At 44.3% G+C, this 22,909-nt stretch carries 23 protein-coding genes; 12 read left to right on the top strand and 11 right to left on the bottom strand.

Annotated elements, in window-relative coordinates:
- Positions 1-79: 79 nt before the first annotated feature.
- The 3 genes from A136_RS15980 to A136_RS15975 form a co-directional block, all read right to left on the bottom strand.
- Positions 80-1,666, bottom strand: coding sequence for an AbgT family transporter (locus A136_RS15980; RefSeq protein WP_004734363.1), 1,587 nt, complete (start codon positions 1,664-1,666; stop codon positions 80-82).
- Positions 1,667-2,053: 387 nt separating this feature from the next.
- Positions 2,054-2,179, bottom strand: a complete 126-nt coding sequence (gene ykgO, locus A136_RS22360; protein WP_081008126.1) for a type B 50S ribosomal protein L36 — start codon at positions 2,177-2,179, stop codon at positions 2,054-2,056.
- A gap of 1 nt (position 2,180) precedes the next feature.
- Entirely contained in the window at positions 2,181-2,441 is a 261-nt protein-coding gene (locus A136_RS15975) for a type B 50S ribosomal protein L31 (RefSeq protein WP_009847432.1), read from the bottom strand.
- A 125-nt stretch (positions 2,442-2,566) separates the two neighbouring features.
- On the opposite strand from A136_RS15975, the gene tsaA reads away from it, so the two are divergent.
- The 6 genes from tsaA (at position 2,567) to A136_RS15945 (ending at position 7,079) form a co-directional block, all read left to right on the top strand.
- A complete protein-coding gene (tsaA, locus tag A136_RS15970) occupies positions 2,567-3,262 on the top strand; it encodes a tRNA (N6-threonylcarbamoyladenosine(37)-N6)-methyltransferase TrmO (RefSeq protein ID WP_017063354.1) in 696 nt (231 codons plus the stop codon).
- 101 nt (positions 3,263-3,363) lie between these two features.
- Positions 3,364-5,079, top strand: a complete 1,716-nt coding sequence (locus tag A136_RS15965; RefSeq protein WP_017063353.1) for a proline--tRNA ligase — start codon at positions 3,364-3,366, stop codon at positions 5,077-5,079.
- Positions 5,080-5,269: 190 nt separating this feature from the next.
- On the top strand, positions 5,270-5,959 hold the full coding sequence (locus A136_RS15960; RefSeq protein ID WP_017063352.1) for a tellurite resistance TerB family protein: 690 nt from the start codon (positions 5,270-5,272) through the stop codon (positions 5,957-5,959).
- A gap of 164 nt (positions 5,960-6,123) precedes the next feature.
- The gene (locus A136_RS15955) at positions 6,124-6,327 is read left to right on the top strand and encodes a YaeP family protein (RefSeq protein ID WP_008222923.1); all 204 of its coding nucleotides are present in this window, start codon (positions 6,124-6,126) and stop codon (positions 6,325-6,327) included.
- Between the two features lies 1 nt (position 6,328).
- Entirely contained in the window at positions 6,329-6,520 is a 192-nt protein-coding gene (locus A136_RS15950) for a DUF4250 domain-containing protein (RefSeq protein WP_029235125.1), read from the top strand.
- Between the two features lie 232 nt (positions 6,521-6,752).
- A complete protein-coding gene (locus A136_RS15945) occupies positions 6,753-7,079 on the top strand; it encodes a hypothetical protein (RefSeq protein WP_017063350.1) in 327 nt (108 codons plus the stop codon).
- A gap of 334 nt (positions 7,080-7,413) precedes the next feature.
- Here the strand turns inward: A136_RS15945 and glyA are convergent, their stop codons facing one another.
- A complete protein-coding gene (gene glyA / locus A136_RS15940; protein WP_017063349.1) occupies positions 7,414-8,664 on the bottom strand; it encodes a serine hydroxymethyltransferase in 1,251 nt (416 codons plus the stop codon).
- A 347-nt stretch (positions 8,665-9,011) separates the two neighbouring features.
- Between glyA and A136_RS15935 the strand changes: the two genes are divergently transcribed.
- The gene (locus A136_RS15935; protein ID WP_017060757.1) at positions 9,012-9,614 is read left to right on the top strand and encodes a YitT family protein; all 603 of its coding nucleotides are present in this window, start codon (positions 9,012-9,014) and stop codon (positions 9,612-9,614) included.
- A 181-nt stretch (positions 9,615-9,795) separates the two neighbouring features.
- On the opposite strand, the gene treC is transcribed toward A136_RS15935, so the two are convergent.
- From treC to gmhB, 5 genes are all read right to left on the bottom strand, one after another.
- Positions 9,796-11,481 (bottom strand): alpha,alpha-phosphotrehalase, encoded by a 1,686-nt coding sequence (treC, locus tag A136_RS15930; RefSeq protein ID WP_017063348.1) that lies wholly within the window; start codon positions 11,479-11,481, stop codon positions 9,796-9,798.
- A gap of 141 nt (positions 11,482-11,622) precedes the next feature.
- A complete protein-coding gene (treB, locus tag A136_RS15925) occupies positions 11,623-13,047 on the bottom strand; it encodes a PTS trehalose transporter subunit IIBC (protein ID WP_017063347.1) in 1,425 nt (474 codons plus the stop codon).
- A 205-nt stretch (positions 13,048-13,252) separates the two neighbouring features.
- Positions 13,253-14,197, bottom strand: a complete 945-nt coding sequence (treR, locus tag A136_RS15920; protein WP_017060760.1) for a trehalose operon repressor TreR — start codon at positions 14,195-14,197, stop codon at positions 13,253-13,255.
- 91 nt (positions 14,198-14,288) lie between these two features.
- Complete coding sequence (locus A136_RS15915) at positions 14,289-14,630, bottom strand: MliC family protein (protein WP_017060761.1); 342 nt, start codon at positions 14,628-14,630, stop codon at positions 14,289-14,291.
- Positions 14,631-14,742: 112 nt separating this feature from the next.
- A complete protein-coding gene (gene gmhB / locus A136_RS15910; RefSeq protein ID WP_017060762.1) occupies positions 14,743-15,327 on the bottom strand; it encodes a D-glycero-beta-D-manno-heptose 1,7-bisphosphate 7-phosphatase in 585 nt (194 codons plus the stop codon).
- A gap of 207 nt (positions 15,328-15,534) precedes the next feature.
- Between gmhB and metN the strand changes: the two genes are divergently transcribed.
- The 3 genes from metN to A136_RS15895 all read left to right on the top strand — a co-directional run bounded on the left by metN (position 15,535) and on the right by A136_RS15895 (position 18,118).
- Positions 15,535-16,569 (top strand): methionine ABC transporter ATP-binding protein MetN, encoded by a 1,035-nt coding sequence (gene metN, locus A136_RS15905; protein ID WP_017060763.1) that lies wholly within the window; start codon positions 15,535-15,537, stop codon positions 16,567-16,569.
- Positions 16,559-17,242: a methionine ABC transporter permease gene (locus A136_RS15900; protein WP_017060764.1), complete on the top strand. Its 684-nt coding sequence runs from the start codon at positions 16,559-16,561 to the stop codon at positions 17,240-17,242. Before metN ends, A136_RS15900 begins: the two co-directional genes overlap by 11 nt.
- A gap of 66 nt (positions 17,243-17,308) precedes the next feature.
- Complete coding sequence (locus A136_RS15895; protein ID WP_017060765.1) at positions 17,309-18,118, top strand: MetQ/NlpA family lipoprotein; 810 nt, start codon at positions 17,309-17,311, stop codon at positions 18,116-18,118.
- A gap of 120 nt (positions 18,119-18,238) precedes the next feature.
- Here the strand turns inward: A136_RS15895 and A136_RS15890 are convergent, their stop codons facing one another.
- Together A136_RS15890 and syd are read right to left on the bottom strand one after the other, a co-directional pair.
- Positions 18,239-19,015 carry a Zn-ribbon-containing protein gene (locus tag A136_RS15890; protein WP_017060766.1) on the bottom strand — a complete coding sequence of 259 codons (777 nt, stop codon included), beginning with the start codon at positions 19,013-19,015 and terminating at the stop codon, positions 18,239-18,241.
- Positions 19,016-19,019: 4 nt separating this feature from the next.
- Positions 19,020-19,565, bottom strand: a complete 546-nt coding sequence (gene syd, locus A136_RS15885) for a SecY-interacting protein (RefSeq protein WP_017063346.1) — start codon at positions 19,563-19,565, stop codon at positions 19,020-19,022.
- Positions 19,566-19,696: 131 nt separating this feature from the next.
- Between syd and queF the strand changes: the two genes are divergently transcribed.
- Complete coding sequence (queF, locus tag A136_RS15880; RefSeq protein WP_017060768.1) at positions 19,697-20,542, top strand: NADPH-dependent 7-cyano-7-deazaguanine reductase QueF; 846 nt, start codon at positions 19,697-19,699, stop codon at positions 20,540-20,542.
- Between the two features lie 58 nt (positions 20,543-20,600).
- On the top strand, positions 20,601-22,859 hold the full coding sequence (locus A136_RS15875) for a tetratricopeptide repeat protein (protein ID WP_017063345.1): 2,259 nt from the start codon (positions 20,601-20,603) through the stop codon (positions 22,857-22,859).
- Positions 22,860-22,909 lie beyond the last annotated feature (50 nt).

The following is a 22,909-nucleotide window of genomic DNA, read 5'->3' as shown; positions in this document are numbered from 1 at the left end:
TCCATAAAAAATCAAAAAACCTGCAAACAATGCAGGTTTTTTTAATATCAATTAGAAGAAGGTTTCCCCTACTCTACAACTAAGGCGTGTAGTACGTTGCAGCGCCTGGACCTACTGGTAGACCAAATACGAATACCCATAGGTAGAACAAGATGCTCCAACCGAACATGAATACCATTGAGTAAGGCAACATGGTTGCGATCAGTGTACCAATACCAAGGTTCTTCATGTAACGAGTAGCTACGGCAAGGATAAGACCGAAGTAGCTCATCATTGGTGTAATGATGTTGGTTGTTGAATCACCGATACGGTAAGCCGCTTGAATCGTTTCAGGTGCGTAGCCTACTAGCATTAGCATTGGAACGAAGATTGGCGCTGTTACTGCCCACTGTGCAGAAGCTGAACCGATCATCAGGTTAATGAAGCCACACATTAGGATGAATGCGAAGAACAACATTGGACCCGTTAGGCCAATATCCTGAAGGAATGTTGCGCCACCTACAGCGACTACTTGACCAAAGTTCGTCCACTTAAAGAAAGCAACAAACTGCGCAGCAAAGAATACAAGAACAATGTACATGCCCATTGAAGACATAGACGTTGCCATTGCATTAATCACATCACGGTCATTCTTCATTGAGCCCGTAACTTTGCCGTAAACAAAGCCAGGAATAGCAAAGAATACAAAGATAAACGCGACGATACTTTTCAGGAATGGAGAACCTGAAATCGTACCTGCCTCTGAACGCAAAACACCGTCAGCAGGAACCACAGTCCAAGCTAAAAGTGCACTCACGATTAATACAGCAACACCCGCTAGCTTAAGGCCTTTCTTCTCAATTGCAGTAAGCTTACCCATTGAGTCATTTGAAAGATCTTCAGACGCGTCTTCATCGTTGTATTTACCTAACTTAGGTTCAACAATCTTCTCTGTTACCAATGCACCGGCAATCGAGATAAAGAAGGTCGAAACAAACATGAAGTACCAGTTTGATTCAGGGCCAACAGAGTAAGAAGGATCAAGCATTTGTGCCGCTGTTTCTGTAATACCAGAAAGCAGCGGATCAACCGTACCGATAAGTAGGTTTGCAGAATAACCACCAGATACACCAGCAAATGCTGCCGCTAGACCTGCTAATGGGTGACGACCCAATGAGTGGAAAAGCATTGCTGCAAGAGGGATAAGAACTACGTAACCCAGCTCAGATGCCGTGTTAGAGATAATACCGGCAAATACCACGGTTACAGTAACCATGCGCTGAGATGCGCCCATTACCATGCCGCGCATTGCCGCAGATAATAGACCTGAGTGTTCAGCAATCGCAACACCTAGCATTGCAACAAGCACAGTACCAAGTGGCGCAAAGCCAACAAAGTTCGAAACTAGATTCGTTACGATGAGTTGTAAGCCTTCAGCATTAAGTAAGCTTACAACGTGGATCATGCCATCAGCAGCACGACCGCTAGCACCTTCTGGGCGAGGATCCATTACAGATACTTCGAAGTAACCAGCAATTCCTGAAGATACTAGGATTGCGACACAGAAGATTGCGAAAAGAGTGATTGGGTGGGGTAAAAGGTTCCCCAAATATTCAACGCCATCGAGAAAGCGGGTAAAAATTGGTTTCTTTGGCGAGTTGTTTTTTATTGAAGCTGATGAACTCATCAGTTCCCTCCTTGTAGTGATTCCTGTGCAATTGTGACAAAAATGTTCAAATTGCCAGCGCAGAGTACGCGACAAAATTATCAATTAGAAATTCAAAATGTTACAAAATGTGTAACAAATGACTACTTTTAACTATATAAGAACAATTAATTAGCAAATAAATCTACATTAAATACAAAAACTAGATTTATAATTCACAAGAACACATTCACTGCAAAAATAACTGGCGATATAACTCATTGATTCATTTGAAAATAAAACACAGCATACGCTAATTTAACACGCAATATTCTGCAAGGTTCCTCTCGAAGGAAAAGAAAAACAGACAAATGAATGAAGTTTGACTTTCCCCTCGTTTTTACACTCGTGTCACATCAATTTGACTGACTATTTTTGAACCGCTTTGAATCTCGGGTTGGATTTACAGATGACATAGTGACGGCCTCTGCGCTTTACTATTTGGCAATCTGGATGACGGCTTTTCGCACTTTTAAGTGATTTTATAACTTTCATTCTATTTCGCTCCCTTACCCAATTGACCAAAGCGACGAGTAAAGTTCGCAACGCGTCCCTCTTTATGTAGCACTCGTTGTTTACCCGTATAGAAAGGATGCGACTTTGACGACACCTCAATCGTGAAGTAAGGATAAGTATTGCCGTCTTCCCATTCGATAGTACGGTCTGTTTTTAGCGTTGAGCCGATTAAGAAGTACTCATCGACACTGGTGTCATGAAAAACCACGGGACGGTAATCTGGATGGATATTCGGTTTCATTGTATTTCCCTTAAATAACTAATTTTGATACGTTATAACATTGCAAATGATAATTATTATCAAAAGAAAAACAAGAGATTTTATGATATTTTTCCGTCTTAATCCTAATCAGAGAACACCCAACTATGTACACCATTGAACCTGTTGGCTTTATTGAGTCTCCTTATAAAGAGAAGTTCGCTGTGCCAAGGCAGCCCAGGTTGGTACCCACATCCACCTCAAGAGTCAGGTTGGTTGATGCAGCAAACTGCCTTGAGTCTGTTCGTGATATAGAGCAATTTAGCCATGTTTGGTTACTATTTCTGTTCGACAAGAACCTTGAAGCAGGCTGGAAACCAACTGTGAGGCCACCTCGCCTTGGCGGGAATGAACGTATTGGTGTATTCGCGTCACGTGCCACATTCAGACCAAATGGAATTGGCATGTCTGCGGTTGAACTAAAAGGTGTGTCTCAAGAGAAAGGACAGACTTGGTTGGATCTCGGCAGCGTCGACTTAGTAGACGGTACACCGATCATCGACATCAAGCCTTATATCCCCTATTCAGATTCGATTCCGGATGCATTGGGAGGGTTTGCCGCCGATGAACCAGAAGTGCTCGACGTTAACTTTTCGCAGCAAGCGCAAAGTAAGCTCGCAAGCCATCCACAAGCGCGCCATATCATTCAGGTGATCAAAGAAGTATTAGGCCAAGATCCTCGCCCTGCCTATAAGAAAGGTAAGCCTGACAACAAGGAATATGCGGTAAATTTGTTCAATCTTAACGTGAAATTCGTGGTTGAAACGCTTTTCATCAATGTAACTGACATTGAACGCTTTTGAGATCCCAAATAGGCTGATATTATATGCGGCTATATCAGATTTGCTGTGGTTACGAACGACAGCAAGTTTTCTTTTATCAATGATGAAACGGATACCATAGAATGCGTACCAGTAACTACCTTCTTTCTACTCTGAAAGAGACTCCAAACGACGCAGAAGTTATCAGCCACCAGCTGATGCTACGTGCAGGTATGATCCGTAAGCTAGCTTCAGGTTTATATACTTGGCTACCTACTGGTCTACGTGTACTGCGTAAAGTCGAAAATATCGTTCGCCAAGAGATCGATAATGCAGGTGCCGTTGAAATCTTGATGCCCGTAGTTCAACCGTTTGAGCTTTGGGAAGAGACTGGCCGTTCTGAAAAGATGGGGCCTGAGCTACTTCGTTTCACAGACCGTCACTCTCGTCCATTTGTTCTTAGCCCAACAGCTGAAGAAGTGGTAACGAGTCTAGTACGTAACGAGATCAGCTCTTACAAACAGCTACCTCTAAATCTGTACCAAATCCAGACTAAATTCCGTGATGAGCGCCGCCCTCGTTTTGGCGTAATGCGTGCACGTGAATTCTCTATGATGGATGCGTACAGCTTTGATATCGACAAAGAAGGCTTAGAAAAGTCTTACCAAGCGATGCACGATGCTTACTGTAAAGCATTCGACCGTATGGGCCTTGAATACCGTCCAGTATTGGCAGACTCTGGCGCAATCGGCGGCAGCGGCTCTCAAGAGTTCCACGTTCTTGCTGAAAGCGGCGAAGACCTAATCGCATTCTCAACTGAGTCAGATTACGCAGCAAACATCGAAAAAGCAGAAGCACTTGCTCCTACTGAAGATGCAGCAGCACCAACTCAAGAGATGGAACTGGTTGATACACCAAATGCGAAAACTATCGCAGAATTGGTAGAGCAACACGGTCTAGCAATCGAGAAGACAGTTAAGACTCTATTCGTTAAAGCTTCTGATGAAGTAGACGCTGATATCATCGCGCTAATCATCCGTGGTGACCACGAACTGAACGAAGTGAAAGCAGAGAACCTTCCACAGGTTGCTTCTCCGCTAGAGATGGCTTCTGAAGAAGAAATCCGCGCACTTGTTGGTGCAGGTCCTGGTTCACTTGGACCTGTTGGCCTAGAGCTACCATTCATCGTTGACCGCTCTGTTGCTGTAATGAGCGACTTTGGCGCTGGTGCAAACGTAGATGGTAAGCACTACTTCGGCATCAACTGGGGTCGTGACGTTGAGCTTGCTCAAGTTGAAGATCTACGTAACGTTGTTGAAGGCGACCTTAGCCCATGTGGTCAAGGTACTATTCAGCTTAAGCGTGGTATCGAAGTTGGTCACATCTTCCAACTAGGTAATACTTACTCTAAAGCAATGAACTGTAACGTGCTTGGTCCTGATGGTAAGAGCGTAATCCTAGAAATGGGTTGTTACGGTATCGGTGTTTCACGTGTTGTTGCATCTGCTATCGAGCAAAACCACGATAAATTCGGTATCACTTGGCCAGACGCACTAGCGCCGTTCCAAGTTGCTATCGTACCAATGAACATGCACAAATCTGAGCGCGTTAAAGAAGCAGCTGAGAAGCTATACGCTGAATTAACAGCTATGGGTATCGAAGTTTTATTCGATGACCGTAAAGAGCGCCCTGGTGTTATGTTTAAAGATATCGAGCTTGTGGGTATCCCTCACACTATCGTTATCGGCGATCGCAGCATGGACGAAGGTAACTTCGAATACAAAAACCGTCGTACTGGTGATAAAGAAGCTATCGCAATGGACACGGTTATCGAGCACCTTAAGGCTCAACTAGCTTAGTAATCCGATTACTGACTAGATAAACATTGAAAGGCTGCCGTTAGGTGGCCTTTTTTGTGCCTGTCATTTCGCTTCAAACTCCCTTCTATTTATCAGTAGAGTAAATAACGTAAGTTAATCCCCTGTTCATCTTTAAATCCGTATATTGGTGTCATCAACTTTTTGGACATGCTCACCATTGGAGGTATCGATGGATATCAAAAGCTTACTGAACCAAGCACTTAAATCAGATCTCGTAAAACAAGGTACTCAGCAACTTTCACAAGGGTCTTCAAGTTTAAGTGGCCTTTCTCAAGGCAGCAATAGCAAGAGTAGCAGTAAAAGTACACTCGGAGCCTTCGGTGCAGGCGCAGTTGGCGGAGGACTGTTAGGTGCGTTAATGGGCTCTAAGAAGACTAAGAAAATGGGTAAGAAAGCGGCTGGGATTGGCGGCGCAGCAGCACTGGGCGCTTTGGCTTATAAAGTCTACAACGACTACCAGTCCAAACAAGGCCAGACACCTAACGCCGAACAGGCTCAGTTTGATGAAAATGATGCAAACCACAGCGTGCTGATTCTACGATCGATGATTGCCGCGTCTAAAGCTGATGGCCATGTTGATGAAGAAGAGATGGCTAAGATAGAGCAAGCCGTCGAGAATATGGGCGCTGATTATCAACTGACTAAATTGGTCTCTGAAGAACTGCATAAGCCACTCGACCCAAGCGAAATCGCTCAACTGGCAACGTCACCTCAACAGGCGAGTGAGATCTACTTAGCCTCTTTGATTGTGGCCGACGAACAGAATTTCATGGAAAAGGCGTACCTGAAAGAGCTCGCGAAACAGCTCAATCTTGCTGATGAAGTCACCTATCAACTTGAACAACAAGTCTCTGGCTAATCGGCAAGTACCAAACGAAGCCGTAAAGAACGGCCTAAGCAGCGAGCTAACCAAGTGAGATATTGAGCAAGGACAAACTAACTCTGAACTTGATCAGATCCACTTTGTTTTTGCTTATCTCTATGTGTATATTGAGATCAGTTATCATTTGGTTAGGTATAAAAATGAAAGTATACGATTGTTGTGATTTGGTGCGTGAACTGTATTCTCAAATTGGCAGTGGCGACCAAGGCTATATCCCGAAAGCGATCACCTGCGCGGTAAAAACATTGAATGACCTTGCTGCAGACGAATCTCTTCCTAAAGAAGCGCGTGAGCGTGCAGCCTTTGCCGCTGCAAACCTGCTGATCTCAGATTTCGAGGACTAATATGAACCTCGCTAATTTTGAAAAAATGGATCCTGTAATGTTGATGAGCATCGTCAACATGAAGCTACGTGACGACTTCGGCGGTGATATAGATCGAGTGGTCAACTTCTACGAGATCGACAAAGCAGCATTGATCGCTAAACTTGCGTCTGCTGGTTTTGAATTCCTTCCAGAAGCCAAACAGTTTCGATAGTCATTTAAAACAAGCTTGATTTTGAAAGGCCAACCTCAGTGTTGGTCTTTTTTATTGGTGATACGTATTGGATAAACATGCAGTTAGCCAATTATAAATTATCTGTCTACATCTATACTTTTATATCTTAGAGTCAACGAGCGCTCCTTGAACCAAAGCGTGTTGTTGTATAGGCTACCTGAAATAGCATATAAAACTCATCAATCAATCTGATGATAGCGAAGGATTAACAATGAAAAGACTCGGACTTTTGGCAGTTTTCGCAGCAACACTGACTGCAGGTTGCGCTTCAAATACACAGCAAGACAACTTTCGTGAAGCCTCTTTTGAGCTGTGTAACACCGAAGTCGATATTTACTCAGTAAGCCATGATGAAAGAGTGCGTATTGTCTGCTCTGATGGCTCTAAATTCGCTCTGAAAAGCGAAGACACACTAGAAGTGATGCGTGACATCAATATCGACTACTGTGACGGCGAAGGCTTAGGAAAATTCAACGAGAGCCGCCATTATTACTCATTCAAGTGTAAGTCTGGCACCCTGCTTAGTATCAGAAAGTAGAACCAACATAAGAAAACCACAAAGGGTTGATGTGCAAACATCAGCCCTTTTTAGTACCGCCTTTCTGCATTCTCAGATAACCCAACTCCATACCGACAGATACCAAAAAGGCCCCTAACAAGGAGCCCTTCAAATCGTACTTTCAATCAAATAGCTTAAGTTCAAGGAACAGGCGCTGAGTTTTCAGCACCTTTCCCTAAAACAAAAGAGACTCAATGAGCCCCTTTAAAAGTATTTTTCAAAGTAGTCGTTTGAAATTCTAGGAGAGCACGCGGAGCTTACGGATGTAAGTGAGCATGCTCGACAACGAAGTTCAAATTACTACGAAGAAAAATTAAGCGTAAACCGGTAGACGCTTACAGATATTTAGTACTTTTGCTTTAGTCGCTTCGATAACAGACTCATCGCCCATATTATCTAGGATGTCACAGATCCAACCTGCTAGCTCTTTCGCGTCTGCTTCTGAGAAACCGCGACGAGTGATAGAAGGAGAACCGATACGGATACCTGAAGTAACAAACGGGCTACGTGGATCATTTGGTACTGAGTTCTTGTTCACAGTGATGTTCGCTGCACCTAGTGCTGCATCAGCCTCTTTACCTGTGATGTCCTTGTCGATTAGGTCAACTAGGAACAGGTGGTTCTCTGTAGAACCTGAAACGATGTTGTAACCGCGTGCTAGGAATTCAGCAACCATTGCTTTTGCGTTAGCAACTACGCGAGCTTGGTATTCTTTGAATTCTGGCTCTAGAGCTTCTTTGAACGCTACTGCTTTACCAGCGATAACGTGCATTAGAGGACCACCTTGGCCGCCTGGGAATACTGCTGAGTTTAGTTTCTTGTAAAGATCTTCGCCTTCGTTAGAAAGGATAAGACCGCCACGAGGACCAGCAAGCGTTTTGTGCGTTGTTGTTGTTACAACGTGAGCGTGTGGAACTGGGTTCGGGTAAACGCCTGCAGCGATTAGACCAGCAACGTGAGCCATATCTACGAAGAAGTAAGCACCTACTTTGTCAGCGATTTCACGCATGCGCTTCCAATCACAAACTTGAGAGTAAGCTGAGAAACCACCGATGATCATCTTAGGCTTGTGCTCGATAGCTAGCGCTTCCATCTCTTCGTAATCGATTTGACCCGCTTCATCGATACCGTAAGGAATGATGTTGTAAAGCTTACCAGAGAAGTTTACTGGAGAACCGTGAGTTAGGTGGCCACCGTGCGCAAGGCTCATACCTAGAACCGTATCGCCTGCATTTAGTAGTGCCATGTATACAGCGTTGTTTGCTTGAGAACCTGAGTGAGGCTGTACGTTTGCGTACTCTGCACCAAATAGTTCACATGCACGTTCAATTGCTAGAGTTTCAACTTTGTCTACGTACTCACAACCACCGTAGTAACGCTTACCTGGGTAGCCTTCAGCGTATTTGTTTGTAAGTTGAGAACCTTGAGCTTCCATTACACGTGGGCTTGTGTAGTTTTCTGAAGCGATAAGTTCGATGTGCTCTTCCTGACGAAGAGTTTCTTCTTGGATAGCTGCGAATAGATCCGCATCGTAATCAGCAATGTTCATGTCACGCTTAAGCATCTGTATCTCCTGACTCAGATTGTACTGAAAGTTTCAAAAAAACCACACAACGACCGAAAGCAAACGTTTCCGTCACCGTTTTGATGTGACGCATTCTACATAATTTGATCTAGGTCATAAAGAGCTAATTGCAATTTTATCATGCAGTTTTTTCATAATCACAAATAAGATTCATCATGGTTATTTGGCTTATCCAACCAAAGATGGCGCTTACTGTCAATTTTACGCTTTACACCCTGTAAAACGCAGATTACATAGGTTTACCTTAATTTTGCCCCTCAAGCTACCGAAAGCTAAGGTTTTTCTCTACTATGCACGCCTTTATTGGTTAGGTAATTATAAAAACGATGGAAAAACACTCACGTAAAGAAGATTGGGTAGCGATTCTCACTGGCACGTTTTTAGTGGCGTTAGGCGTCTTCTTTTTACAGTCAGCGAACCTGCTTACCGGGGGCACTACTGGCTTGGCTCTGCTTTTGAGTCAATTCTTGCCTGTAACCTTTGGTATTTTGTACTTTGTTGCCAATTGTCCATTCTATTTATTAGCATGGAAACGATTCGGCCGTAGCTTTGCTATTAGCAGTGCGATTTCTGGTGCTTTAGTGTCTGTGTTTGCCGATCATTTATACTTAGTTATCTCGCTAGAAGTTCATAACGAGATCTATTGTGCTGTTGCCGGCGGCTTACTAATGGGCTTAGGTATGCTAATCCTATTCCGTCACCGCTCAAGTCTGGGTGGCTTCAACGTACTGTGCTTGTTTATCCAAGACCGCTACGGTATCTCGGTAGGCAAAACACAAATGGGTATTGATGCGTGTATTCTGTTTGCATCGTTCTTCTTCGTGTCACCTTGGGTGATTGCCGTATCTGTATTAGGCACCGCAGTATTGAACATCGTATTGGCAATGAACCACAAACCAACTCGCTACTCGGTGAATTACGCGTCTTAAAGTTCATTACCTGCTCTGTCGTTGCTGGCACTCGATGCTCAAACTTCTAGCAAGTAGACTCGAGGCACGATATTCCAGCCATCACTAAAACAAAAAAGGCTTTGGGAAGCACTCCAAAGCCTTTGTAGAAGCCTAATCTTTTAAGGGGAATCAAAATTAGGCTCATTGAAATGAAACAAGGTTACCCTTCAATCAAAAGAATACGAGCCTCGTAAGGTTGCAAAACTTGATGATGAGACGCCACTAAACTCTCGCTCACTTGATAATTAGACAACAAGCTCTTAGCCTTTGCCATCTCAAAACGTTCAGGTAAAACGCATTCAGCCTCTTCACCATAATAGTTGTTAATGCACAGCAGAGTTTGTCCTTCACTCTCACGAGAGTACGCAAATACCGACGGGTGCTCAGGCAATAGATCTTGATAGCTGCCATCCGTAATCACTGGTACTTGTTTGCGTAACTCAATCAAGCTCTTATAGAAATAAAAAACAGAGTCTTTGTCTTCCAGTGCTTGCTCAGCGTTAATCCCAGGGTAATTATTCGCTACATCAAGCCATGGCTGAGCTTGTGAGAACCCTGCGTAAGGCTCACTGTTCCATTGCATTGGTGTACGAGAGTTATCACGAGACTTCTGCGCCAAAATCGCCATCATATCTTCATGAGCCACACCATCACGGTTCACCATGATGTCGTACATATTGGTACTCTCAACATCACGATACTGGCTGATGTCAGTATAGCCAGGGTTGGTCATACCAATCTCTTCACCTTGATAGATATAAGGCGTGCCTTGCATCATGTGCACAGAAGCAGCCAACATCTTGGCCGACTCAACACGATATTGCTGATCATCACCTAAGCGGCTCACCACTCGCGGTTGGTCGTGGTTACACCAGAACAATGCGCCCCACCCTTTTCCGTTCAAGCCTGTTTGCCAATGATTGAAGATCGACTTGAGCTGTAAGAAATCAAACGGCGCATTAGTCCACTTCTCACCATTGGTGTAATCGACCTTAAGGTGGTGGAAGTTAAACACCATCGATAGCTCACTGTTATCAACGTTTGAGTATTGCTGGCAGTGTTCCAACGTGGTTGAAGACATCTCGCCTACGGTCACGCTGCCGTACTTCTGAAATACGGCTTCGCTGATCTCTTTCAGGTATTCGTGTACACGTGGACCATCGGTATAGAAACGACGGCCATCACCGATATCATCATTAGGAAAGTCTTGCTGCTTCGAAATCAGGTTGATCACATCCAAGCGGAAACCATCAACGCCCTTTTCTGCCCAAAAGCTGATAACGTCTTTCACTTCTTCACGTACAACCGGGTTCTCCCAGTTGAGGTCAGCCTGTTCTTTGGCGAATAAGTGTAGGAAGTATTGCCCAGTCGCCTCATCTAGTTCCCACGCATTACCACCGAACTTAGACTGCCAGTTAGTTGGTGCTTGACCATCTACGGGATCTTTCCAAATATAGTAATCGCGGTAAGAGCTGTTTTTGTCGCCCAAAGCAGATTGAAACCATGCATGCTCTGTCGAGGTGTGGTTTACCACGATATCCATCACGATACGGATACCACGTTGGTGCGCTTCAGACAGCAATAAGTCGAAGTCTTCCATGGTGCCGAATTGAGGATTAATCGCGTAGTAGTCTGAGATATCGTAACCATTATCGATCATAGGAGATGCGTAAACCGGGGTTAGCCAAATCGCATCGACACTCAAATGTTTGAGGTAATCCAGTTTCGAAATGATCCCTTTGATGTCGCCAGTACCTTTACTGCCACTGTCGCAGAAGCTCTTTGGGTAGATTTGATAGATGGTTGCGGTTTTCCACCAGCTTTCATCATGTTCAGTCATCGCCATCTCTAACACTCACTTACCAGAAAATATAAAATAAAAATCACCATGTGAATCATGGTCGAATAGCCGTTATAACTAAAAGAAAAAGCTATAACTAAGAGAAAAAGCGATAACTCATTTTGGAGTCATCGCTTATTCAATGCATTACGCGTTCGCGGTTTCTAACTCACCCTTGGATTGGGCTCGCTTGTAGAAAAACAGGGTTAGCGTGATAGGCAGTACTATCGCCACCAGCATCGCGACTAGGTAAATCGACCAATATTGAGGTTGAATCGATAGGATGCCCGGCAAGCCGCCGACACCGATACCATTCGCCATCACACCCGCGCTACCACAGATTGCGGCTGCAACAGCACTACCAATCATTGCGCTCAGCATTGGGAATTTGTATTTAAGGTTAATACCGTACATCGCAGGCTCTGTTACACCTAAGTAGGCTGAGATTGCCGCAGGAACCGAGATATCTCGTTCACCTTCACGCTTACTCAAGATAATGATGCCGACTACTGCCGATGCTTGTGCAATGTTTGATAGTGCAATCAAAGGCCAAATTGGTGTCCCGCCTAAGTCTTGCATCAGTTGCAGATCCACCGCGTTGGTGGTGTGGTGAATACCCGTGATAACCAAAGGTGCGTATAGGAAACCAAAAACCACTGAACCAAGAATCGCAAAATCACCTGTCATTGCAGCTTTAGCCGCGAATGCCACACCATCGCCTAACATACGACCGAATGGGCCAATGAAAGCGTGCGCTAGAATCACAGACAAAATAATCGATACAAATGGCACAACCACTAGGTACAAGTAAGCAGGGACGATACGCTTAAGATTGGTTTCAATGAACGCCAAAGCCACACCCGCTAACATCGCTGGGATCACCTGAGCCTGATAACCGACCTTCTCAATCACGAACAGCCCAAAATCCCATACCTCAGGTACCGATTTACCTATCATGTATGCGTTCATGAGTTGTGGTGAAACTAAGGTCACACCGAGCGTGATACCCAAAATAGGGGTTCCGCCAAGCTTCTTAACCGTAGCCCAACACACGCCAACCGGTAGGAAGAAGAAAATAGCTTCGCCGATCAACCATAAGAAAGAGTGAACGGTTGCCCAGAATTGACTGATTTCAACGAGGGTTTTGCCGTCGAACATGCGAATGTCGCCAATCACATTACGGAAACCAAGAATCAAACCACCTGTAATGATGGCAGGCAGCAGTGGTACGAAAATTTCGGCTAAATGGGAGATACCACGCTCAAGGAAGTTCATGTTTTGACGAGCAGCCAGCTTCGCCTCATCTTTTGATGATGCCTCTTTACCTGTCTGTTCAATCAGAAGTGCGTACACTTCATCAACTTCAGTGCCAATCACAACTTGGAATTGGCCTGCATTAGTAAAACAGCCTTTTACTAGCTTCAGTTTTTCGAGTTCAGCTTTGTTGGCCTGCTCTGTATCGTTCAATACAAAACGCAGTCGAGTCAGACAGTGGCTGACACTCGCAATGTTTTCTTTACCACCGACTAACTCGATAAGACGCGCAACGTCTTGCTTCGCTATCTTACTCATACTACCCCACCCTGGTTTCATTCAATTACTCATCTAAACCATGCAAGCTATAATCACTCAGACTTAGATTTATGGGAACATTCCCAATTACGGTTATTATAATGCCCGTATGAATGATAAATTAAAATGGGAACAATCCCATTAATTGAAAGAGATCACACTCTAATTTTAATCTAAGCCGTTCAATTTCGCTTAATTGAGTGGATTATAGAATAGGAGATTGCGTATGATGAGAGATCTCTGAATTGCCTAAAAGCTGAGAGATCAATAGATTAGCAGCCAACTTACCTGCAGATTGGTAACCAGGATCAATGCTAAATACTCGTGGGAATAAGAAAGAGAGAAGATCATTACCACCAACGCCAGTGACGACCACATCTTCACGTTGTAGTTCTTGCAGACGCTTGATTACACCAAGAGCCAGCGTATCACTGGCACAAACGATCGCTTGAGTCGCGGGAGTTAACACCTCATCCACCAGCTGATAAGCACTTTCGTGATGAAGTTGACCAGTACGATAGTTTGCCACTGAACCTGTGTTTTCACACCAATCGAGATAAGCCTTAAGACGCAGTTCACCGGTTGATTTATCACTAGGATCAACCCCGATAAAGCCAACGTCAGAGATCCCTTGATCCGATAAATGCACCAACGCACTATTGATCACCTGTTGGTTATCATAGTTAATCGACGTCACGTTCTCGGTATCCAGAGCAATCACCACCGCTTTGTGTTCCCAAGCTTCGATTGCCGGAATATCGCAGTCAGTAAAACCAAATACAATAATGCCATCAACGTTACGACGCTTTAGAACTTGCAGGTGCTCATTGGCTTTATCTCTATCAAGTTGGCTTTCCATGATCACGACATCGTAATCCGCTCGATACAACTCGGCCAGCATCGTGCTAACGGCTTTGTTTTCAGAGGGAGAGTCCAAACGAGAGATAATCACGCCGATGACTTTTTGGCTGCCACCGCGCATCGATTGCGCAGACTTTGAAGGCGTGTACCCAGATTCTTGAATTACTCTTTCTACCCTTTCACGGGTTTCAGGTTTCACTTTTGGATCATTGGTCAGAACGCGTGATACGGTTGACTTACCAACACCGGACAGCTTTGCAATATCAAGAATAGTGAGTTTTTTGCTCATAAAAAGTCTAACGTTAAAGGGAAGAGAAGAAAAAGTGAGGGTAGATTCCCTCACTTAACTGTTTGTAAATACTAGCAGTTCTTACTATGACTTACTTTTGGCAATTTCGATAGACTACGCGACCAAGTTCTAGACGCGCATTGTCACCTTTCGTGCGCAAAGTGATGCTGTTAATCATCTCTGAAGTGCCATCATCTAAGATGTATTTGGTTCCTGAGCCCGCTGGAACTTGAGTCAGGCGGTATTCATTATCAGGCAAGCGTAGTACCGCTTTTTCATTATCAAGGTAAGACACATCAAACGAGACGTCAGACTCACATTGATAAGTCGCGAATTGATCATTCGATGTTGCGCTATCAGTCTCAGGGGCTGCTGATTTAGAGCACCCAACCAATGCTACTGTACATAGAGATGCTACCAACATAGCTTTCATACTTCGTTCCTCATCTTTATATAGTCAACGACACTTAGCCTATTCACAGGTTCGAACAAACCTAATGTAAGTGCCTAATGATAGGTCCATACCTTAGTGATAAATAAAACGTTTAGCCTTTTAAGAAAGCGGGTACGTCTTTAATGCTATCAAGTACCACGCTAGCCAACGCTTCACCTTTTTCAGTGATGGGTTTACCCGTTCTTACCAAGACTTTAGTACCAACACCTGCTGCTTCTGCAGCCATCATGTCTTCCGCTTTATCGCCGATCATGACCGAGTTAGCCATATCAATCTTCAGAAAGTCACGAGCAGAAATGAACATGCCTGGCTTTGGCTTACGACATTCACAATCTTGCTTGTAGTCACCAATACCGTGCTCAGCGTGGTGAGGACAGTAATAAATGCCATCGAGCTCGACACCATTATCAACAAAGTTCCAATCCATCCACTGCGTTAAAGAAAGAAAACGGTCTTCACTAAACATGCCGCGAGCAATACCAGATTGGTTGGTCACTAGCACCAATAAATAACCCATATCTTTAAACGCTTTCGCCGCTTCAAACACACCATCGATGTATTCAAAGTCATGCTCATCATGTACGTAGCCGTGATCAACGTTAATCACTCCATCACGATCTAAAAAAACAGCAGGTTTAGACAAAATTTTGTTCTCTATCAACTCTCTATTAATCATTAATTATTACACGCTTTATTTGCTTCATCACTATCTATTTAGTTTTGCGTTCGTTAACGATTTGTTTCTAGCTTAGCCATACAATCGACGTTTAGCCGTCTAGACGTAAAAATATCTATTGACTTAGATCATAGAACACCATAGCATCGTCTGTAAATCGAGCGAGCTATCGACATATTATTCTGTTCTACCTGCACGGGTTTCTCTATGATTAAAGTGAATCAAGTCAACAAGGTTTTTTATCAAGGCACTAAAGAAATCAATGCCTTAATTGATATCAACCTCCACATTCCTCAAGGTCAAATCTTTGGAGTCATCGGCTCTTCTGGTGCAGGCAAAAGTACCCTGATCCGTTGTGTAAATATGTTGGAAGCTCCGACCTCTGGTGAAGTGATTGTTGACGGTATCGACCTAACAAAACTCAGCAAATCAGAACTTAGCGAAGCGCGCCGTAACATCGGCATGATATTCCAACACTTCAACCTGCTGTCTTCTCGTACTGTATTTAACAATGTAGCACTGCCTCTAGAACTTGCTGGTAAAGATAAAGCGATTATTGAAGCGAAAGTCAGCGAGTTACTTGAACTGGTTGGCCTTGCTGATAAGCGTGACACCTACCCGGCAAACCTAAGTGGTGGTCAAAAGCAGCGTGTGGCGATTGCTCGCGCACTGGCCTCTGACCCGAAAGTACTGCTATGTGATGAAGCCACCAGCGCATTGGATCCAGCAACAACTCAATCTATCCTTGAGCTGCTGCGTGAAATCAACCGCAAGCTGAACATCACTATCCTGCTTATTACACACGAGATGGATGTGGTTAAAAGCATTTGTCACGAGGTTGCGATCATTGGCGGCGGTGAATTGGTAGAGAAAGGTACAGTCGGTGACATCTTTGCTCATCCGAAGACAGAGCTAGCGCATCAGTTTATTCGCTCAACGTTGGATCTGACGATCCCTGAAGATTACCAAGCACGTTTGCAAGAGACTCGCGTAAACAGCAGCTACCCGCTGGTGCGTCTTGAGTTTACTGGTGCAACGGTTGATGCTCCGCTAATGACGCAAATCGCACGTAAATTCAATATCGATGTCAGCATCTTAAGTTCTGACCTTGATTACGCCGGTGGCGTGAAGTTCGGCATGATGGTCGCTGAACTGTTCGGTAATGAAGCAGATGATAATGCTGCTATCCAATTCCTACGCGACAACAATGTAAAAGTAGAGGTGCTTGGTTATGTCCTTTAGTTTCAACGAGATTGCTGACTGGATCAGCCTTAACGGTAACCTTCTATTAGGCGCAACAGGCGAAACGCTTTACATGGTTGCTGTTGCAGGCATTGTTGGCTTCGCGGTCGGTATTCCACTAGGCGTGATTCTGCATACGACTAAAAAAGGTGGCCTGTTAGAGAACACCAAAGTAAACAAGATTCTAGGTGCGATTGTGAACGTGGGTCGTTCAGTACCTTTCTTAGTTTTGATGGTTGCGATTATTCCACTGACTAAGATGCTGATTGGTACCTTCATCGGTACAACAGCAGCGATTGTTCCACTGACGATTGGCGCTATCCCATTCGTGGCTCGACTTATCGAAAGTGCACTACTTGAAGTACCAACAGGTCTAGTGGAAGCGGCCCAATCAATGGGCGCAACACCAACACAAATCATCAATAAGGTTCTGCTTCCAGAAGCACTACCGACTATCATCAACTCAGTAACGATTACGCTAGTGACTCTGGTGAGCTACTCAGCAATGGCCGGTACTGTAGGCGGTGGTGGCCTAGGTGATGTCGCGATTCGTTACGGATTCCACCGCTACGATGTGACCATCATGGCTGTGACAGTAGTGATGTTGATTGTGCTGGTACAAATTATTCAATCAATCGGTGATTCATTAGTTCGCCGCGTTGACCACAGATAAAGACTCACACATAAAGATTAGAGTCGTCTGAACCTAATTAAATAGATTTATTAAAAGGAGATTATTATGAAATTTAACCTTAAAGGTTTACTAACTATCGCAGCAGCAGCTTCAGCGCTAGTTCTAGCAGGTTGTGGTGATAAAGAAGTGGATACTTCTAAAGTAAAAGTTGGCGTAATGGCAGGTGCAGAAGCGCAAGTTGCTGAAGTGGCAGCTAAAGTAGCGAAAGAGAAATACGGCCTAGACGTTGAACTGGTTACTTTCACGGATTACGTAACACCAAACGCAGCTCTAGATGATGGTTCTATCGACATCAACGCATTCCAACACGCACCGTACCTAGATCAGCAAGTGGCTGACCGTGGCTACAAGCTAACTATCGCTGGTAACACGTTTGTTTACCCAATTGCGGGTTACTCTAAAGAAGTGAAATCGGTAGACGAAATCCAAGACGGTGCTCGTATTGCTGTACCAAACGACCCTACAAACCTAGGTCGCTCTCTACTTCTTCTTGAGCAACAAGGTCTTCTTGAACTTCGTGAAGGCGCAGGTCTTCTAGCTACAGTTCGCGACATCGTGGGTAACCCTAAGAACCTAACGATTGTTGAACTAGACGCAGCTCAACTGCCACGTTCTCTTGATGATGTTGCTCTATCTATCATCAACACAACTTACGCGAGCTCTATCAACCTGACTCCACAAAAAGATGGCGTATTCGTTGAAGACAAAGATTCTCCTTACGTAAACCTAATCGTTTCTCGTGAAGACAACCTAAACGCTGAAAACGTACAAAACTTCGTTAAAGCTTACCAAACTGAAGAAGTGTACAACGCAGCTTCTGACATCTTCCAAGGTGGCGTCGTTAAAGGTTGGTAATCAACTAAACGACAGCACTGTATAGATACCCGAAGGGGCTGACATAACGTCAGCCCCTTTTTTAATGATAAAGATTTGCTAGAAAGTAAAGCATCTCAGATTTAAGCGAAACAAAGTCGATTACTTCAGGTGATCCCAAGAGATGTTTGACACCAATCGGCAGTCATCACACTTGAAATAGAAAATATCGTGGATAGGCGCATCTAGCAGCCATTCACCACCACATTGCGGGCATTTGCGCTCTTTTTCATCTTTCAGGCTGATCCCACCGACACGGTATAAGTAGTAGTAGGTTGGAACCTTAGTCAGATACTCAATGCGCCCTCTTAGACCCCAACCGCGTTTAAACAGCACACTCTTCGTGTCACTGATCTCGGTTAGCGTTGCATGTTCCGCGCGACAACCACCACCCATTTGTACTTCATCACAGGCTTGCCATTCGGTCTGCCATTTCAACACGGCTTTATGGTCGCCATTGAAGGTAGGTGGATTGCGATACAAAGGGATTGGTAGCAAGCTATCGCCACTACGCAGCGGTGAACAGGTGTGCACGAATGTCGTGTATAACACCTGCCAGCTTGGTGTTTCATCTTCTGCCACTTCTTCTGAGTTCAGATCTCGACCTAGCAAACGCATTTTAGGCGCTAGTAGGCTCGCGTTAGACAAGCGATCAAAACACACTTTCACAAAGTCTGAGTGATTCCGCGGGTGCAAGCTATCTTGCTCCGGGCACACAACGCGAACATAGAATTCCCCATCGCCCATCACGATTGGGAACTCACGACCTAACACTTGTCCGTTATAACGAAGTGCATCCATTAAGCCATTAACCGCCTTGTCGACAGCGCTTACCGTTGTGTTATCAAAACACTCAAATTGAAGTTCTAGTACGTACATCTATTTATACCGCTGGTTGTAGCTTTTCTAAAAATTCTGCCAATGTCTCGGCGAGCACATCACGATTTTTGGTACCTAAGCGCTCCAAAATCACGTTACCCGTTAGGTTACAGATAGAGATAACATCCAGCTCAGCATCGGTCGCGGCAATGAAAACCGTTGGTTTTAGCTTCAAGCGACGCTGAGTTACTAGGTGACCCAAAATGTTTTCTTGTAGGCATTCGAAGTCTTCATCACTCCAAATCTGTAACAGAGTCAATTCGTTACCATCGAAAGTTGCGTTCATATCTGCGCTGAATTGTGCGCCGTAGAAAGTTTTGATGTCTTCATGCAGAGTCAACTCAATACCGGTTTCAACGTTGGTGAAATCCGCGAATTGCTCACGTGGATAGTGCTTCCACAACACGGCATCGCCACTCTTTTCTTCTACGCATGGCGATACGATGTCCACCAACTCCTCATTACGAGGTAAGCTTTGGTGTTTCTGCTTCCACGCGTCAACGTATCGCTGACTAAAAGAAAGTAGTGCGTCTTGAGCACGTTGAGTCATGAAAATCTCCTAAACACAAAATAATAAATAGAATCCGAGCCCTTTCCGCGCCGATTAAGCGATGACTTAATGACAGGGTAAGGGGGATTCAGTAAAATCGACCCCATTCTAATCGAATTTGAAACGAAAGTATGAGCAAATATTCTGACGCAAAAGAGCTAGCGGGTTTAACCCTTGGCCAAAAAACTGAGTACTCTAACCAATACGATGCAAGTTTATTGCAACCAGTGCCTCGTAGCCTTAATCGCGATGATCTTGCGCTAAACGGCGAGCTGCCTTTTGTTGGTCATGATATTTGGACGATGTACGAGCTTTCGTGGCTAAACACCAATGGTCTACCACAAGTGGCTGTCGGTGAAGTTTTCATCCCAGCAACCAGCCCAAATTTAATTGAATCAAAATCTTTCAAGCTGTACCTGAACAGCTACAACCAGACTCAATTTGAAAACTGGGATCAAGTAACCGAGCGCCTGACCCAAGATTTGTCGGCATGTGCAGGCGAAACGGTGATTGTGAATGTAAACTCAGTAACCGACTACACTAACCAACCTATCGTGACGATGGAAGGTGACTGTATCGACAACCAAGACATCCAAATCACTAGCTACGACTTTGAAGCGTCGCTGCTTGAAGGCGCTGCTGGCGAACAAGACGTTGAAGAAACACTGCACAGCCACCTATTGAAGTCGAACTGTTTGATCACCAATCAACCGGATTGGGGCAGCGTTGAGATCGCATATTCTGGTAAGCAAATTGACCGTGAAGCTCTGCTACGCTATTTAGTTTCTTTCCGTGAGCACAATGAATTCCACGAACAATGTGTTGAGCGTATCTTCACTGACATCATGAAATACTGTGCACCTTCGAAGCTAACTGTGTTCGCACGTTACACACGTCGTGGTGGTCTGGATATCAACCCATACCGTTCAACAGAGCAAGATAGACCAAGCCACAATAAGCGTATGGCTCGCCAATAATCAGGCGAGAACCACCCACACTTATTTGAACCTACCAAATCTTTAAAGGGACATTGAAATGCGTTGGTTATACGTTGTTAGTCTATTTATTTTAAGCTTAAGCACATCGGTCAATGCGTCGGTTTATTCGTCGGCGCTACTCAATGAAGCCAATAATTTGGTTGAGATCGAGCCGAGCCAAGCAAAACAAATGGCCAACAGCTACCTAACGCTACGTATCCTTTCAGACCAAAGCGAGAAAAGCCCATCGGCTATTTCTCGCGAAGAGACAGACTCTTCGATCAGAACCCCAAACAGCAGTATTGATGCCTACAAGATATTAGCGAAAGCAGAATACAACCTTGGTAATATTCATATTGCGATTCAACATATCGACAAAGCATTTGAGCTTGCGAAAACCTATAAGCTTGAGTACCTAAAACTGGATCTTGAGATCCTAAAAGTACGCTTACTTTGGCTGAGTGACAGGAAATCAGCCAAAGCAAAAACAGAGCTGGCGAGTATCGAAGCAAACCTAGAATCGGTGAATAAAACCTTGCGTTTAACAGAAGGTATTACCTATCGTTTGATCATGCTGAAAGCTGATATTGCCTCTTATGACAATAAGGTCGATGAAGCCGAGAAGTTCTACCAAGAAGCGAAAACCTACCTCGATCAGCGTTACTCAGAAAAAGTGACTATCGACTACCACATCGCGGTCGGTGAATTTTATCTAACCCATAAAGAGTACAACCACGCACTATCTGAGTTGTTGTATGGCTACTGGAAATCCGTAGAAGGTAATCTGAGCTCACGCTTAGCAAAAGTAAACCGCCTGCTTGCTCAGCTTTTCTTTGAACGCCAAGTGTTAGATAAAGCTCTCGAGCACTTATCTCAAGCTGCTGATTTCTATGATAGCTTTGAAAACTCACCTGTTTTGGCACAAGTGCTTAAAAAAATGGGTGATGTATACTTCTTTCAAGGAAAATATAACCTTGCGTTAGTGCATTTCTTCAACGTTTTGGACCATGAAAGCACCGACCGAGATATCCAACAAGTCATTGATATTCGTCTGAGTTTATCAGCTACCTACTTACGCCTTTATAACTACCCTCTTGCAGAACAATACCTAACACGCGCTCTTGAGCTGTTGGAGTACACAGATATTCCAAAACTGGAAGGCCGCGCTGCGCTGCTGTCGGCAGGGTTAGCTTATCATCTACAAGAGAGCGATGACGTAATCAAGCATGCGACACGTGCACTTGAAATTTCACGTCAGATAGAAAATATGCACCTGTCACAGCGTTCGTATTACTTACTGTCCTTAGGCTATGAACAAGCAGGTCGTCCTCAACAAGCATTAGCGAATCTCAAGCAGTACAATAGTTTAGTTTCTTTAGAGCAGCAAAAACTAAATCGTGTAGGTGAGGATGCATTCCGTCAGCAGAAAGAGTTTGCTGAACAAACTTTGCACTACGCTGGTCAAGCGCAAGAATTAGAAAGGTATAAGTTAGAGCATCGTAAATTCCAAAAGATATCCTTCGCCCTATTTCTGTTCAGCATCGTCCTATTCTTCTTTGTACTACGCAGAGGCTACCTCATCCAAACCTTAGCTAAAGAAGTGGATTCGCTGCGTACTGATCTTTTTACGCACTCACGTTCAAAGCTTCCGAACCTAAGAATGCTCAATGCTAAGCTCTCAAATTCGTTAGAGCAAACCAGCCAAACCTTCGAGCAATGGCAGCTTGGGGAGTTGATTTATGAACCATTAAACGACCGCTTACGCTTCGTTATGATTGACTTACCTTTCCTGCGCAACATGTATACGCAAAATGGTTATAAAGCGGGCTTAGAGCTCGAAGATGCTTTCGGTGATTTCTTAAAATCAAAACTGGAAGGCCCAGCTCGCGTCTATCATTTCTCAGATGCGAACTTGCTTTATATAGAGCCAAATTCAGATCGTGATTCATCACCAGAAGCGATGTTCCTAAAGATTCAATCGTGGGTAAATGACTTCGAGCCAGAACGTAATATCAACCGAACGATTCGAATGGGCATCGCTGACTACCCGTTTTTACCACGAGCTTACACCGCTATTAATGACCAAGAGCTATTAGATGTATTGTTGATGTCGACCAACCTAGCGCGTGAAATCAGCTTGAAAGAACGCACTAGCCAATGGGTATACCTCAAAGCTATCGATAACGCACCAGCGGCAAGCCTTGCAACTGGTAACATACGAGAAGCGTGTAAACATGCGATTAATCAAGGGTTAATAAAGATACAATCGTCATACCAGAATGAGGACAACATCAAAAAAATGCTAAAAGATGACTGATTTGCGAGCGGTTAAGAGCGGCAAGCCGTGACCTTATTTTTAGTTTTGTT

It is taken from the genome of Vibrio crassostreae 9ZC13 (assembly GCF_000272045.2).
Taxonomy (GTDB): domain Bacteria; phylum Pseudomonadota; class Gammaproteobacteria; order Enterobacterales; family Vibrionaceae; genus Vibrio; species Vibrio crassostreae_C.
This window is presented reverse-complemented; position numbering and strand designations above follow the sequence as displayed.

Excerpts from the sequence above, each read along its gene's own strand:
- A136_RS15980 (WP_004734363.1), bottom strand. The coding sequence starts at position 1,666 with ATGAGTTCATCAGCTTCAATAAAAAACAACTCGCCAAAGAAACCAATT.
- ykgO (WP_081008126.1), bottom strand. The coding sequence starts at position 2,179 with ATGAAAGTTATAAAATCACTTAAAAGTGCGAAAAGCCGTCATCCAGAT.
- A136_RS15975 (WP_009847432.1), bottom strand. The coding sequence starts at position 2,441 with ATGAAACCGAATATCCATCCAGATTACCGTCCCGTGGTTTTTCATGAC.
- tsaA (WP_017063354.1), top strand. The coding sequence starts at position 2,567 with ATGTACACCATTGAACCTGTTGGCTTTATTGAGTCTCCTTATAAAGAG.
- A136_RS15965 (WP_017063353.1), top strand. The coding sequence starts at position 3,364 with ATGCGTACCAGTAACTACCTTCTTTCTACTCTGAAAGAGACTCCAAAC.
- A136_RS15960 (WP_017063352.1), top strand. The coding sequence starts at position 5,270 with ATGGATATCAAAAGCTTACTGAACCAAGCACTTAAATCAGATCTCGTA.
- A136_RS15955 (WP_008222923.1), top strand. The coding sequence starts at position 6,124 with ATGAAAGTATACGATTGTTGTGATTTGGTGCGTGAACTGTATTCTCAA.
- A136_RS15950 (WP_029235125.1), top strand. The coding sequence starts at position 6,329 with ATGAACCTCGCTAATTTTGAAAAAATGGATCCTGTAATGTTGATGAGC.
- A136_RS15945 (WP_017063350.1), top strand. The coding sequence starts at position 6,753 with ATGAAAAGACTCGGACTTTTGGCAGTTTTCGCAGCAACACTGACTGCA.
- glyA (WP_017063349.1), bottom strand. The coding sequence starts at position 8,664 with ATGCTTAAGCGTGACATGAACATTGCTGATTACGATGCGGATCTATTC.
- A136_RS15935 (WP_017060757.1), top strand. The coding sequence starts at position 9,012 with ATGGAAAAACACTCACGTAAAGAAGATTGGGTAGCGATTCTCACTGGC.
- treC (WP_017063348.1), bottom strand. The coding sequence starts at position 11,481 with ATGGCGATGACTGAACATGATGAAAGCTGGTGGAAAACCGCAACCATC.
- treB (WP_017063347.1), bottom strand. The coding sequence starts at position 13,047 with ATGAGTAAGATAGCGAAGCAAGACGTTGCGCGTCTTATCGAGTTAGTC.
- treR (WP_017060760.1), bottom strand. The coding sequence starts at position 14,197 with ATGAGCAAAAAACTCACTATTCTTGATATTGCAAAGCTGTCCGGTGTT.
- A136_RS15915 (WP_017060761.1), bottom strand. The coding sequence starts at position 14,630 with ATGAAAGCTATGTTGGTAGCATCTCTATGTACAGTAGCATTGGTTGGG.
- gmhB (WP_017060762.1), bottom strand. The coding sequence starts at position 15,327 with ATGATTAATAGAGAGTTGATAGAGAACAAAATTTTGTCTAAACCTGCT.
- metN (WP_017060763.1), top strand. The coding sequence starts at position 15,535 with ATGATTAAAGTGAATCAAGTCAACAAGGTTTTTTATCAAGGCACTAAA.
- A136_RS15900 (WP_017060764.1), top strand. The coding sequence starts at position 16,559 with ATGTCCTTTAGTTTCAACGAGATTGCTGACTGGATCAGCCTTAACGGT.
- A136_RS15895 (WP_017060765.1), top strand. The coding sequence starts at position 17,309 with ATGAAATTTAACCTTAAAGGTTTACTAACTATCGCAGCAGCAGCTTCA.
- A136_RS15890 (WP_017060766.1), bottom strand. The coding sequence starts at position 19,015 with ATGTACGTACTAGAACTTCAATTTGAGTGTTTTGATAACACAACGGTA.
- syd (WP_017063346.1), bottom strand. The coding sequence starts at position 19,565 with ATGACTCAACGTGCTCAAGACGCACTACTTTCTTTTAGTCAGCGATAC.
- queF (WP_017060768.1), top strand. The coding sequence starts at position 19,697 with ATGAGCAAATATTCTGACGCAAAAGAGCTAGCGGGTTTAACCCTTGGC.
- A136_RS15875 (WP_017063345.1), top strand. The coding sequence starts at position 20,601 with ATGCGTTGGTTATACGTTGTTAGTCTATTTATTTTAAGCTTAAGCACA.